A 12,327-nucleotide genomic window follows, 5' to 3' on the forward strand; every position below is an offset into this window, starting at 1 on the left:
GGAGCGGGGTTTGAACTTTTGTACGCATATTTACAATTGATTGGTGGTCTTGTTGTGTTGGGGATGTTCAGCGCCACAGCAACCCTCCGTCATTGGCTTCAGGCACGGTTTCTCCTTTCCTGACCAGGGGAATAACATTCCTGTCCGCCCCCTCGTCAACATTATACAGCTTGCCGTCTGCGGGGATGGCAACAAGCCGCCATATATACCCGAAAGGCCCGGTAGTATGATAGTCGGTCCCTATCAGCAACCAATTTCCGTCAGGTGAGAACACGGGAGACACTTCAACCTGGCCGCTGGCGGATACCTGAACCAGGTTGCTGCCGTCCGCGTTCATCATCCAGATATGGTTGCCGGCGGCAAAGGCCACTTTGGTACCGTTGCGGCTTACCGCCAGGTCTTTCCAATCAGCAAAGTTTAATTCTTTGATTACCCAGGCCTGGGTGAAGCCCGGGTTGGTCCGGCAGATCTTATTGCCTGTTCTGAAGAGCAGGGAATTATCCGGCATCCAGTTTATATCGCCTTTGGCAATACTTTCCCCCTGGAACGCTGTAAGGTGATGCAATACCCTGCCTTGCAGGTCCAGGACCAGGAGCCCGTCGTCATACGTTGGCGGAACGGCGATCAGCTTCACATCATGAGACAATTTTGGGAAGGTATGATTGGCATAGCCTGATACTTTTTCAAAGCGGCTGATGACCGTTCCGTTGGCCAGGTCTGTCAGCGTGTAGATCTCGGTGTCATAACCGCCGCCGCTTTTATCTTCCGCCTGCAGGTACTTTGTGCCGTCTATGCTAATGTCCCATCCGTTGCGGCCTACATCGCTTTGCTGTGCAACAGATACGGTGGCTGTAGCCAGGTTGAATGTAAGGATACCGTCATTTGCCCAGTCATAATAGATCGTGCCCGGCCCCAGCTGCGCGGGTGTTCCGCCATTACCCGGCCCCGGCTCATTTTTGCTTTTGCCGCAGGCAGCCAGGAGGATGGTGACGGCCAGGATATTTAATGCGTGTTTCTTCATGTGCGTGGGTTAGCTTTAGCAAAATAAAGCTTTTACCGGGGGGAGGTCAATCGGAGAAAACCTTGCTTTTTTTCTAAGGGTTTTCCCTGAGAGCGGGGATGGGTAGAGCGATGCAGTATGAAAGTTTGGGGTTAATATCTGCAGGAGGCACGCAGTGTATGCGAAGGTATGTTAGCTTTTTTTGTGGTATTTGTTTCCTTTCCCTTTTGAAGCAGGCGGCCGCTTGCTTGTATCCAACACCGTTTCACCCAACGCCAGTTCTATTTTGGCAATGGTTTCCAGGGTGAAATTATGGGTGCCCTTCATCCACCGGCTAATTTCCGATTCTTTTTTTGACAGCTTCTCTGCCAGGTCTTTTTGCGTCCAGCCCCGCGCGTCGAGAAGGTCGAGGATCCTTTCGGTGATGTCAAATGATTTGGACACCATTAACCGGGTATGTTCCGGAACCCGTTCGTAAATGACATCGAGTTTAGTAGCCATATTTTTAAAGTTTAAGATCTTCCAAATTCAAAGTGCATGTCTCCCGTTAGTTCAAGATAGTCTGCCTGCCGGTCTGCCCGTACCTGCCAGCGTATGCTTTTGTCCTGCATGCGGTCTCTCAGTTCCTTGTCAAGCGCTACCATGAGTTCCCATGCGTTCCTGCATTCCGGGACCTCTTGTAACCGCCTTTCATCCTTGAAACATCCATTGCCTACGATCAATGCGTTCCTGGAGCAGGGGATGACATATAACCGCAATTGCCCCGGGCCGGCCAGTAATGCATCTACCGGGCCTTCGCCTCCCGGCCGGAACCTTCTTTTGTCAATACCCCGCTGTGCAAATTCCCGGAGGGCCGCGGCAATGCTGTTGATATTGTCAGCATGCTCCGCAGTGTCAAACCTTGACAGAAAATCATCGAACTCGCATTCAGGATGCCCTGCCCGGTGAAAACTGTACAATGTGAACTTTTTAATGCGTTGATACAGCATGAGTCTTCCTGTTGTGTAATTCACTTTTAAGTTAATTTCAAAGTTATAGAATTTTCGATGATAAAAGCCAAAAACAAACAATTTTTTTTCCGCTCATCCTCACAAAAGCAGGACCCGCCAAAACTGGCGGGTCCGGATTAAAGCATGTGTAGCAGTCCGTTTCCGGATGCGTATAATTAACCCCAAAATGCCGGCGGTAAGAAGCACCGCCGTAGAAGAATATAATCCGCCAGGAGTAACGGACCCTTTTTAGATAACCATTCGATATGCTAGCAGTAAGTTATGTTTGCTACCCGCTATCCTCATTGCGTCCCTTCAAAATTATTACACTTGTCTTCCTAAACCTGAAAATAAATGCTATAATATTTTGGACAAATCCTAGAATATATCAGCTTTTCCGAGTTTTTTGAGCTGGAATCAAAATCGACTAACTTTGTAGCACGCAAATACACTGCGCAGCATGGCCGGTATTTAGTTTTTGCGTATAATTCATGTTGAACTATGGGAACTTCAATCACCTGTCCGAACTGTAAGCACCTTTTTGTAATGGAAGACGCCATTGCAGCGGACATAGAAAAAGAAATGCGGGCAAAGATGGCGGTAGAATGGCGCAAACAGCAGGATGGCCTCCAGGTACAAAAGCAGGAGGTGGAGCAGCTGCGCCAGCAAATTGCCGTGGAAAAGCAAAAAGTGCAGGAAGATCGCCGCCTGCAGGAAGAAGAGCTGAACAAACGCCTTCAGGCGGAAAAGATAAAACTGCAGGAATCCCTGTCTGACAACATCCGTAAAAGCCTGTCCGCGGACTATGAAAACCAGCTCCGCGTTATGCGCGAAGCGCAGCATGAAAACGAGGAAAAGCTCAAAGAGGCCAGGCTGGCCCAGCTGGAGTTCATGCGTAAAACGCAGGAGCTGCAGAACAAGGAAGAAGAGCTGGAAATAAAGCTGCAGAAGCAGATGATGGAAGAGCGCACCAAACTGATGGAGCAGATCCGCCGCGAAGAATCGGAACGCAGCAGCCTCAAGGATACGGAGTACCAGATGAAACTGAAAGAAATGGAAAAGCAGCTGGAAGACCAGCGCCGCCTGGCGGAAGAAATGCGGCGCAAGGCGGAGCAGGGCTCCATGCAATTGCAAGGCGAGGTGCAGGAGCTGGCGCTGGAGGAAATGCTGCGCAGCACTTTTCCCTTTGATGCCGTGTCTGAAGTAGGCAAAGGCGTGCGTGGCGCGGACTGTATCCAGACGGTGCGCAACCAGTTTGGCCAGGAATGCGGCAAGATCATCTACGAAAGCAAGCGTACCAAGGGCTTCGAAAAGGAATGGATAGAAAAGCTCAAGTCTGACATGCGCAGCCAGGGGGCAGACGTGGCGGTGCTGGTAACGCAGACCATGCCCAGGGAAATGGACCGCTTTGGGGAAAAAGACGGGGTCTGGATCTGCTCTTTCCATGAAGTGAAAAGCCTGATCTATGTACTGCGGGATGCCATCCTGAAAGTATACAACGTGGCCAAGTCGCAAGACAATAAAGGCGATAAAATGCAGCTGCTCTACCACTACCTTACCAGTGGCGAGTTTGCGGAGCAGTGGAGCGCCATCCGGGAGGGCTTCCGCTCCATGAAATTGTCTATCCAGAAAGAGCGGGAAGCCATGGAAAAACTCTGGAAAGCCCGGGAAAAACAGCTGGAAAAAGTGCTGCTGAACGCCGCCCATATCAAAGGTTCCATTGAAGGCATCGCAGGCAGCGATTCTGTAGACCTTCAGCTGCTGGACGATGCGGCTGAAGCACTGCTCGGCGGCCCCAACGGAGGCGGCGATGAATAACATTTTATAAAATATTTCTATATAAATGCTTGGATACTACGCTGCGGCACCCTACATTTATGTTTATGAAGAACCACGCATATCAATCCGTTATATTCGACCTGGGCGCCGTGCTGGTAGACTGGAATCCGCGTTATCTCTACAAAAAGATATTTGCTACGCCGGAAGAGGCTGAGCATTTCCTGGAGCATATCTGCACGGCTGACTGGAACGAAGAGCAGGATGCGGGCCGCAGCCTGCAAGACGGAACGGAGATGCTGGTAGCCCGCCATCCGGAATTTGAAGCGCAGATACACGCTTATTACGGCCGCTGGCGTGAAATGCTGGCCGGCCCAATTGCAGGCACGGTAGACATATTGCGGCGGCTGAAAAACAGCGGGCACTTCAAACTTTACGCGCTCACCAACTGGTCTAACGAAACATTCCCCATTGCGCTGATGGAATATGAATGGCTGCAGTGGTTTGATGGTATCGTCGTATCCGGAAAAGAAAAGATCCGTAAACCGCAACCTGATTTTTATCAGCTTTTGCTGGACCGTTACGATGTCAATAAAAATACCACCGTTTTTATTGACGACAATATCCGCAACGTAAAAGCGGCGGAAAAATTTGGCATTGAAAGCATTCTCTTCGAATCTCCGGAACAATTGCAGGCCGCCCTGGAACAACGCGGCATCCTCAAAGGACAACAGCAACTTTCTGCGTAACAGCAAATAATATTATACTCTCGCCTTATATATTTAAAATGCCCCATGTACCGCAACCGGTGCGGTTTTTGATTTAACATTTCGTTAAGTTGATTTTAACTTTTCTGCTGTAAACGAAGCGTAACATTCTGCTGTCTATACCGTTCCATAAAGGAAGGTCGGAAGTGAGACGGAGTAATGTGAGATTGACAATGTGTTGAGATGCGGTTTTTGTGAAGCAGTGAAGAGGGAAAATGTGCAATTGAACAGTGATGGATGGAGAGAATGTTGATGCAGGTCCGTTGTGCAGGTTAGTTAGTAATGCAGTGACAGTGGATAAACGGACCGCATCTTCCGACCAGCAATTAACCACCGGGTAAAAAATTAACACATATGAAAAGAACAGGAATGATTTTAAGTGCAATTGCCGTTGGCGCCCTGTTGTTCAGCAGTTGCAGGAAGGAACCGCTCAATGACATGACCGAAGAGGAATCTCGGATCTATGTTACCAACTACGATGAGCAGGCCGATTTCACCACTTACAACACTTTCAGCATAGTGGATTCAGTTGCCGTTATCAGCAACAGGGATTCTAAAAAGGAACTGACGGATTACGACATCAAACTGCTGGGCAACCTCAAAAGCTCCCTGCAGGCACGGGGTTATACCCTGGTAGACAAAAGTGCCAAACCTGACCTGGCAGTGAACGTAACCCGCATAGACAATGCCTACAACTCCATCGGGTACAACCCCGGCTGGTGGACCGGCTGGCCTGGCTACTGGGATACCGGTTACTGGGGCTACCCCGGATGGAACTACTGGTTCCCGGGTTACTACACAGTGTTCCGTTACAATGAAAGGTCCGTTGCCATAGACCTGGTTGACCTGAAGAACGCGCCGAAAGAGAATAACCAGCTCACAGCTATATGGAACGCCATGCTGAGAGGTACCGGCGTGTGGAACAGCAGCAACCTGGATTCCATGACTACGGCAATATTTGACCAGAGCCCTTATCTCAAGGCCTCCGGTAATTGATCGGTCAAGCTAAACGAATAAAAAACTACAACAATGAAAAGTATTAAAACCATCATATTGATCCTGATAGGCTCGCTGGGCGTGAGCAGCGCTTTTGCGCAGAGCAGCCGCCCGCCTTTTTCCTTCAATTTGAATTATTCTGTGGCGCAGCCGCTGGGCTCCCTGAGCGATTATGCCAGTAAAACGAGTTTCCGAGGGTGGCAGGCTGGTTTCCAGTATGCGTTGAACGACCGGTTGAGCCTCGGCGCCAAAGCAGGGTTTTCCGATTTCTATGAAAGATTTCCCCGCGCGGTGTACCCCGGTAAAGGAGAAGATGTGTCTGCCGTACAAACGCATACATTGCAGACCATCCCCATCCTGGCTACTGTACAGTACAATTTTGCCGGCCCTGAAGCAAGGGTGATCCCTTACGGCGGCCTGGGTATTGGTACGGCCAATATGAATTACGAAAAATTCTGGGGCGAGTTTGTGGAAAGAGAGAACAAATGGGCCTTCCAGGTGAGCCCTGAGCTGGGTATCAATGTGCCTTTCGGCAAATACTCACCAGTGATGCTGAATGCCAATGTGCAATATAACTATGCACCGTATAAAGTGCAGGAGATCAGCAATTTTAACTCAATACAAGCAAATATTGGATTGAAGTTCCATATCCAGTAGGCCACATATTAACAACGGAACATGTGAGAAAGGAAGGGGCTGCCCACAGGGGCGGCCCCCGTTTTTTTATTCCGTGGCAAAGAAGCCGGGAGAATATTTTTCCTTGACCTGGCCATCATCGTCTTTATACACATAATACGCGCCGAGCTGCAGTTTGGGGTTGCGGGCAATAAAAGCCAGCCCCTGGTCTACGCCCAGCAGTATCATGGCATTGTCATACGCGTCTGCCGTAATAGCGTCTGGCGCGGTAACCGTAACGGTAATGATGTTGTTATGCACGGCCTGGCCGGTACGGGGGTGGATGGTGTGGGCAAAGCGGGTACCGCCTTCGTCAAAAAAGCGGCGGTAATTGCCACTGGTGGCTACCGCCCTGTTCTTCAGCCTGAGTATGGCCTGCATGGGGCCTTGTTGCAGGCTGTCCTTTCCGGAAGAGGGCCGCTCTATACCTACGCTCCAGGGCTGGCCCTGTGCGTTTACGCCGGAAGCTACCAGTTCTCCGCCCACATCTACCAAAAAGTTACGGATGCCTCTTGACAGCAGGAAGCTACCTACCACATCAGATGTAAAGCCCTGCGCAATGCCATTGCAGTCTATTTCGACACCGGCCTTTTTTTTGATCAGGTAGCGGGAGCGCACGGTCAGCAGCCGGTAGCCTACCAGTTGCAGCGTTTTGCGGATGTTTGCGGCGGAAGGCTGCCCTTTGCTGTGGCGCACTACTCCAAATCCCCACAGGTCTACCAGCGGTTTTACGGTAATATCAAACAGGCCGTTGGTGAGGCGGCTCACTTCCTGCGCCTTTTTTACCACGGTACGCATATAATCGTCCATCACCACCTGCTGGCCTTTGTTGAAGCGGTTGATCAGCGAACTGGGAAGGTAAAGCGACAGGGAGCGGTCTATTTCCCGGAAAATGCTTTCCACATCAGGCTGCAGCGATGTGGAGTCTTCTCCCAGGTATTTGACGATGTAGTAGGTACCCTGTGCCTTTCCCTGGAAAGTGACGAGGCGCTGGGCCGCGGCGCTAACGGTAAGGCATACACTGAACAGGAGGAGCAAGGCTTTTGCTTTCATGCGCACAAAATAGTAAAAGCTCAGGAAAATGCGTTGAAACCGGTGATGTCCATGCCGGTGATCAGCAGGTGTACTTCGTGGGTGCCTTCGTAGGTGATCACGCTTTCAAGGTTCATCATGTGCCGCATGATGGGATATTCTCCGGAGATACCCATGGCGCCTAATATCTGCCGCGCTTCGCGGGCTATGTGCATGGCGGTTTCGCAGGCATTGCGCTTGGCCATGGAGATCTGCTCGGGTGTGGCTTTCCCTTCGTTGCGGAGCACGCCCAGCCGCCAGTTCATGAGCTGCGCCTTGGTGATCTCCGTGATCATCTCCGCCAGTTTTTTCTGTATCAGCTGGAAACCGGCAATAGGCCGGTCAAACTGAACACGTTCTTTGGCGTAACGCAGGGCGGTGTCATAGCAGTCCATGGCCGCGCCAATGGCGCCCCAGGCAATACCGTAGCGGGCAGAAGAAAGGCAGGAGAGGGGCGCCTTCAGCCCGCGCGCCTCAGGCAATATGCTGGTTTTGGGCACCCGCACGTTGTCAAGCACCAACTCTCCGGTGGCGCTGGCGCGCAGGCTCCACTTGCCTTTTGTTTCGGGAGTGGAAAAACCTTCCATGCCGCGTTCCACTATCAGCCCGCGTATTTTACCCCCGGGGTCTTTAGCCCATACCAGGGCAATGTCTGCAAAGGGAGCGTTGGATATCCACATTTTGGCGCCGTTCAGCCGCACATGGTCCCCGTCATCATCAAAATAGGTGAGCATGCCGGCAGGGTTGGAACCAAAGTCCGGCTCCGTAAGGCCGAAGCAGCCCATCAGCTCCCCGGTGGCCAGGCGGGGCAGCCAGCGTTTTTTCTGCTCTTCGCTGCCAAAGGTGTGAATGGGGTGCATAACCAGGGAGCCCTGTACGGAGGCGGTGGAGCGTACACCGCTGTCTCCCCGCTCCAGCTCCTGCATCATCAGGCCATAGGCAATGTAGTCCAGCCCGCCGCCACCGTAAGCCGCCGGTATGGTGGGGCCAAAGCAGCCCAGGCGGCCCAGGCCGGGAATGATCTGGGAAGGGAATGCCGCACGCTGGCAATAGTCATCAATAACAGGAGAAACTTCCTGCTTTACCCATTGCCGCACGGCTTCACGCACCAGTTTGTGCTCTTCGGTCAACAAGTCGTCTATGAGAAAATAGTCGGGCGATTGAAACATGTCCTGCTGCATGGCTGATATTTTTAGAGGATGTTCCAAATTTACGGAATTACGGAGATTTACTACCTTAGGGGCAGCAAATCCGAGCATGTATGTCCAAACTGTTGCCTGTATTTTTATTGGCAGTATTCCTGATCATTTTTATAGCTACCTATTTACCTGAAAGAACCGGCCGCCCTACCGCCGCCATTATCGACCAACAAGATTCCGTTCAGCATATGCAGGTGAAAAAGTACTGGATGGTATTCCTGAAAAAGGGCGCTGCCCAACAGCAGGATGCTGTAACGGAAGCGCTGGTGCAGGAAAAACACATGAGCCACATACGCCGCCTGGCAGACGCGGGCAAGTTGCTGGTGGCCGGCCCTTTTGGAGATACCGGCATCCTGCGGGGCATATACATCATGGATTGTAAAGACAGCCTGGAAGTAGTGTCCCTGATAGCGCCGGATACGGCCGTGGTAACGGGGCGGCTGCAATATGAGATCAAACCCTGGTGGACGGTGGAGAACTGCCTGTTCAAATAGGAAAAGGGAATGCCTTCTTGCAAAAGCATTCCCTTTCATCAGCATATATTTGCCGGTTCCGGTAAGTTCTTCTAACCCTTGTTGCCGGCGGTGCTCTCACGGCATGCTCTTTTCACTTTGTTATCCGGAGTGCTGCGCGGTTTCCCGATAAACAGCCGGCTGCAATGGTCATCACACGATGTACCCCGCCATTTCCTGCTGGTAGGCCAGCGCCGCGGCCCGGGCATCTTCCGCAAACTGCTCCCCGTTGCCGGCGTATATCACAGCGCGGCTGGCATTCACCAGCAGGCCGATATCTTTATTCATCCCTTTTTCGGAGATATCTTTCAGGCTGCCGCCTTGCGCGCCCACGCCCGGTACCAGGAAGAAGTGGTCTGGCAGCAGCTTCCTGATGTCTGCCACTGCGGCGGCCTGCGTGGCGCCCACCACAAACATGATATTGTCTGCGCTGCCCCATGAGGCGGTAGTGGTCATCACTTTTTCGTACAACCGGGCATTGCCGGCCGGGAGCTGCTGAAAATCTGCGCTGCCGGCATTGGAAGTGAGGCCCAGCACAATGGCCCATTTGCCGGGAAAGGCCAGGAAAGGCTCCACACTGTCCCGCCCCATGTAGGGCGCTACCGTTACGGAATCAAAGCCGTAGGTCTCAAAAAAGGTCTTTGCGTAATAGGTGGAAGTATTGCCGATGTCCCCGCGTTTGGCGTCCGCAATGGTAAAAATATTTTCCGGGATGTACTCCACCGTACGTTGCAGGCTTTCCCAGCCGCGGATGCCCTGGCATTCGTAAAACGCCGTATTGATCTTGTAGGCCACACAAAGGTCTTTGGTGGCGTCAATAATGGCCTTGTTGAAGGCAAAGATGGGGTCTGCGTGGGATAACAGGTGTTTGGGAATCTTTTGAATGTCTGTATCCAGTCCAATACAAAGGTAAGATTTCCGGTCCCTGATAAGCTGCACCAAGTCCTGTCTGTTCATAATGTAAATTGCAATTAGCCGCGAATTTCATGCATTTTTACCAAAACCCGATTTTGATTTCCGGATTTTAGTTCTTAATTTTTGGCCATCCACAGTTATCGAAAAGCAACAATTCCATGAAACGGTCCTTATTTCTAACTCTTTTTCTTCTTTCCGCCGCACTCTTTTTGCAATCGAATGCACAGCGGGTGCAGCTGCCCCGCATAGGCGTAGCTACTTCCATGGGAAATGACAGCCTGCTGAAAGCAGCGGGATTTGATTACATAGAAGAAGGCGCCCGCAAGCTGTTTGGCCCGGCGGTGCCCGATACGGCCTGGCAGCGTACAATGGCCCGCATGGAAAAAATGCAGCTGAAAATACCCAGCTGCAACCTGTTTTTGCCCGGTACGGTGCGCCTGATAGGCCCCACCGCCAATGAGCAGGTAATATTGGGGTATGTAGACACGCTGATGCAGCGCGCCCGCGATGCAGGGGTGCGCATCATTGTGTTCGGCAGCGCCGGCTCCCGGCAACTGGAAAACGGCCAGGACCCCGCGGAAGCCAGGCTCCAGCTGATCGCCATTTCTCGCAAAATGGCGGCGGTGGCGGCCAAATACGACCGTATTATTGCCATCGAGAACCTGAACCGCACGGAAGATAATTTTATCAATACGCTGGCCAAGGTCGTAGACATTGTGAAAGCGGTAGACCATCCCAATTTCAGGATCACGGCAGACATTTACCATATGAAGAAGGAAGATGAGGCGCCCTCCGTTATTGCGGCCGCCGCACCTTACCTGGTGCACTGCCATATTGCGGAAAAAGAGGGCCGCCGCGCCCCGGGCTCGCAGCCGGATGATTTTGTGCCGTACCTGGCCGAACTGAAAAAAGCGGGCTACCAGGGCAATATCACCATTGAATGCCGCTGGGAAAACATGAAAGAGGAGTGCCGCGCCGCCCTCGCCTTCCTGCGCAACCAGTTGCAGCTGGCTTACCGGTAAACAATCAACATCACTATAAAAACAGTTAAAAAAATGACAGAGACCAATAAGAGCCGCCGAGAATTCCTGAAGCTCTCCATGATGGGAGGGGCAGGCGTAGCCCTGAGCGCCATGGGCATGCCTGCCAGCAGTTACGCCCGCATACTGGGCGCTAACGACCGTGTAAATGTAGGTGTGGTGGGTTTTTCAGACCGTTTCCGCCAGGCGCTCATGCCCAGCTTCCTGAAACATTACAAAGCGCTGAATTTTGACATAGTGGCTGTTTCAGACATCTGGAACCGCCGCCGGGAGGAGGGCAAAAGCATTCTTTCAGAAAAACTGGGCCATTCCGTTCAGGCCTGCGTGAACAATGATGAGCTGTATCGTATAAAAGACCTCGATGCCGTGATGATTGCCACGGCAGACTTCCAGCATGCTTTCCATACCATTGAGGCGGTACGGAACAAAAAAGACGTGTATTGCGAAAAACCTTTTGCTGAAACCATGGAAGATGCCCGCAACGCGCTGAAGGCCGTGAAGGAAAGCAAAAAGGTGTTTCAGGTGGGTACGCAGCGCCGCAGCGGCCCTTCTTACCACGCTGCCGCCAATTTTATCCAGGAAGGCAAATTTGGCCCCATCACCATGGTGGAAATGACCTGGAACGTAAACCAGCCGGGGCGTTGGCGCCGGCCGGAACTGACCCGGCTGATCAAGGAATCTGACGTTGACTGGAACCGTTTTCTCTGCAGCCGCCCCAAAGATGCATGGGACCCGCGCAAATACCTGGAGTACCGCCTGTTCTGGCCCTATTCATCCGGTATCTTCGGTCAGTGGATGACGCACCAGATAGACACGGTACACTGGTTCAGCGGCCTGAAACACCCGCGCAGCGCAGTGGCCAACGGAGGCATTTACCAGTGGAAAGACGGGCGTTCCAATGCAGACACGCTGACGGCCGTGTTCGACTACGGCCCGCAAAACGATCCGTCTACCGGCTTCCAGGTGGTATACAGCTCCCGCTTTCACAACTCCGCAGGCGGCACCAAGGAACTGTATTTCTCCAATGGCGGCATGATAGACATGAGCACCAACAAAATAAGCCCCACCGGCGGCCTGCGCGAAAGAGAAGCGAAAGAAATGGGCATGAAGGCCAACCTGCTGCCGAGCATGGACCTCTCCTCCGTTGCCGCTTCCGTGGAAACCAGCGCCAATACCGGCGGTGACGATACCACGGTGGCCCACGTGCGCAACTGGATGGAATGTGTGCGCAAGCAGGACGTGCATACGCATGCGCCTATTGAAGCGGCTTATTCCCACTCCATTGCGCTCATTATGGGCACGGCGGCCTACCGCACGGGCATGAAAGCCACTTTTGATGAAGCGAAACAGGACGTAATGGTGGGTGGAAAAGTGTTTACACTGTAAT

Annotated in this window: 13 protein-coding genes; 7 read left to right on the forward strand and 6 right to left on the reverse strand. The window is 52.3% G+C overall.

Translation table 11 applies throughout. The features are described 5' to 3' along the window. Positions 1-67: 67 nt before the first annotated feature. From D3A97_RS13820 to D3A97_RS13830, 3 genes are all read right to left on the reverse strand, one after another. Positions 68-1,021, reverse strand: coding sequence for a TolB-like translocation protein (locus tag D3A97_RS13820; RefSeq protein ID WP_119079073.1), 954 nt, complete (start codon positions 1,019-1,021; stop codon positions 68-70). Positions 1,022-1,192: 171 nt separating this feature from the next. Further along, on the reverse strand, positions 1,193-1,501 hold the full coding sequence (locus tag D3A97_RS13825; protein ID WP_119079074.1) for a helix-turn-helix domain-containing protein: 309 nt from the start codon (positions 1,499-1,501) through the stop codon (positions 1,193-1,195). Between the two features lie 11 nt (positions 1,502-1,512). Continuing rightward, the gene (locus D3A97_RS13830) at positions 1,513-1,989 is read right to left on the reverse strand and encodes a hypothetical protein (RefSeq protein ID WP_119079075.1); all 477 of its coding nucleotides are present in this window, start codon (positions 1,987-1,989) and stop codon (positions 1,513-1,515) included. A 501-nt stretch (positions 1,990-2,490) separates the two neighbouring features. On the opposite strand from D3A97_RS13830, the gene D3A97_RS13835 reads away from it, so the two are divergent. The 4 genes from D3A97_RS13835 (at position 2,491) to D3A97_RS13850 (ending at position 6,185) form a co-directional block, all read left to right on the forward strand. After that, positions 2,491-3,807 (forward strand): DUF2130 domain-containing protein, encoded by a 1,317-nt coding sequence (locus tag D3A97_RS13835; RefSeq protein ID WP_119079076.1) that lies wholly within the window; start codon positions 2,491-2,493, stop codon positions 3,805-3,807. A gap of 65 nt (positions 3,808-3,872) precedes the next feature. Further along, a complete protein-coding gene (locus D3A97_RS13840; protein WP_232825964.1) occupies positions 3,873-4,514 on the forward strand; it encodes an HAD family hydrolase in 642 nt (213 codons plus the stop codon). 372 nt (positions 4,515-4,886) lie between these two features. Beyond that, positions 4,887-5,528 carry a DUF4136 domain-containing protein gene (locus D3A97_RS13845; protein WP_119079077.1) on the forward strand — a complete coding sequence of 214 codons (642 nt, stop codon included), beginning with the start codon at positions 4,887-4,889 and terminating at the stop codon, positions 5,526-5,528. A 33-nt stretch (positions 5,529-5,561) separates the two neighbouring features. Next, positions 5,562-6,185 (forward strand): outer membrane beta-barrel protein, encoded by a 624-nt coding sequence (locus D3A97_RS13850; RefSeq protein ID WP_119079078.1) that lies wholly within the window; start codon positions 5,562-5,564, stop codon positions 6,183-6,185. 66 nt (positions 6,186-6,251) lie between these two features. On the opposite strand, the gene D3A97_RS13855 is transcribed toward D3A97_RS13850, so the two are convergent. Then, positions 6,252-7,256 carry an FAD:protein FMN transferase gene (locus tag D3A97_RS13855; protein WP_119079079.1) on the reverse strand — a complete coding sequence of 335 codons (1,005 nt, stop codon included), beginning with the start codon at positions 7,254-7,256 and terminating at the stop codon, positions 6,252-6,254. 20 nt (positions 7,257-7,276) lie between these two features. Next, positions 7,277-8,455, reverse strand: coding sequence for an acyl-CoA dehydrogenase family protein (locus D3A97_RS13860; protein ID WP_119079080.1), 1,179 nt, complete (start codon positions 8,453-8,455; stop codon positions 7,277-7,279). An 80-nt stretch (positions 8,456-8,535) separates the two neighbouring features. Between D3A97_RS13860 and D3A97_RS13865 the strand changes: the two genes are divergently transcribed. Next, positions 8,536-8,967 carry a YciI family protein gene (locus D3A97_RS13865; protein WP_119079081.1) on the forward strand — a complete coding sequence of 144 codons (432 nt, stop codon included), beginning with the start codon at positions 8,536-8,538 and terminating at the stop codon, positions 8,965-8,967. A gap of 171 nt (positions 8,968-9,138) precedes the next feature. Here D3A97_RS13865 and pyrF read toward each other — a convergent pair whose 3' ends face one another. Continuing rightward, on the reverse strand, positions 9,139-9,942 hold the full coding sequence (gene pyrF / locus D3A97_RS13870) for an orotidine-5'-phosphate decarboxylase (protein WP_119079082.1): 804 nt from the start codon (positions 9,940-9,942) through the stop codon (positions 9,139-9,141). A gap of 167 nt (positions 9,943-10,109) precedes the next feature. Between pyrF and D3A97_RS13875 the strand changes: the two genes are divergently transcribed. Further along, positions 10,110-10,922 (forward strand): sugar phosphate isomerase/epimerase family protein, encoded by an 813-nt coding sequence (locus D3A97_RS13875; protein WP_198673990.1) that lies wholly within the window; start codon positions 10,110-10,112, stop codon positions 10,920-10,922. Between the two features lie 33 nt (positions 10,923-10,955). Next, entirely contained in the window at positions 10,956-12,326 is a 1,371-nt protein-coding gene (locus D3A97_RS13880) for a Gfo/Idh/MocA family protein (protein ID WP_119079084.1), read from the forward strand. The last annotated feature ends 1 nt before the right edge of the window (position 12,327 follow it).

The sequence above is a fragment of the Chitinophaga alhagiae genome, from assembly GCF_003568665.1.
GTDB classification, from domain to species: Bacteria; Bacteroidota; Bacteroidia; order Chitinophagales; family Chitinophagaceae; genus Chitinophaga; species Chitinophaga alhagiae.

Bases quoted from the DNA above. Each gene is read 5' to 3' on its own strand.
- D3A97_RS13830 (WP_119079075.1), bottom strand. From the start codon at position 1,989: ATGCTGTATCAACGCATTAAAAAGTTCACATTGTACAGTTTTCACCGG.
- D3A97_RS13835 (WP_119079076.1), top strand. From the start codon at position 2,491: ATGGGAACTTCAATCACCTGTCCGAACTGTAAGCACCTTTTTGTAATG.
- pyrF (WP_119079082.1), bottom strand. From the start codon at position 9,942: ATGAACAGACAGGACTTGGTGCAGCTTATCAGGGACCGGAAATCTTAC.
- D3A97_RS13865 (WP_119079081.1), top strand. From the start codon at position 8,536: ATGTCCAAACTGTTGCCTGTATTTTTATTGGCAGTATTCCTGATCATT.
- D3A97_RS13855 (WP_119079079.1), bottom strand. From the start codon at position 7,256: ATGAAAGCAAAAGCCTTGCTCCTCCTGTTCAGTGTATGCCTTACCGTT.
- D3A97_RS13845 (WP_119079077.1), top strand. From the start codon at position 4,887: ATGAAAAGAACAGGAATGATTTTAAGTGCAATTGCCGTTGGCGCCCTG.
- D3A97_RS13850 (WP_119079078.1), top strand. From the start codon at position 5,562: ATGAAAAGTATTAAAACCATCATATTGATCCTGATAGGCTCGCTGGGC.
- D3A97_RS13825 (WP_119079074.1), bottom strand. From the start codon at position 1,501: ATGGCTACTAAACTCGATGTCATTTACGAACGGGTTCCGGAACATACC.
- D3A97_RS13860 (WP_119079080.1), bottom strand. From the start codon at position 8,455: ATGCAGCAGGACATGTTTCAATCGCCCGACTATTTTCTCATAGACGAC.
- D3A97_RS13840 (WP_232825964.1), top strand. From the start codon at position 3,873: ATGAAGAACCACGCATATCAATCCGTTATATTCGACCTGGGCGCCGTG.
- D3A97_RS13820 (WP_119079073.1), bottom strand. From the start codon at position 1,021: ATGAAGAAACACGCATTAAATATCCTGGCCGTCACCATCCTCCTGGCT.
- D3A97_RS13880 (WP_119079084.1), top strand. From the start codon at position 10,956: ATGACAGAGACCAATAAGAGCCGCCGAGAATTCCTGAAGCTCTCCATG.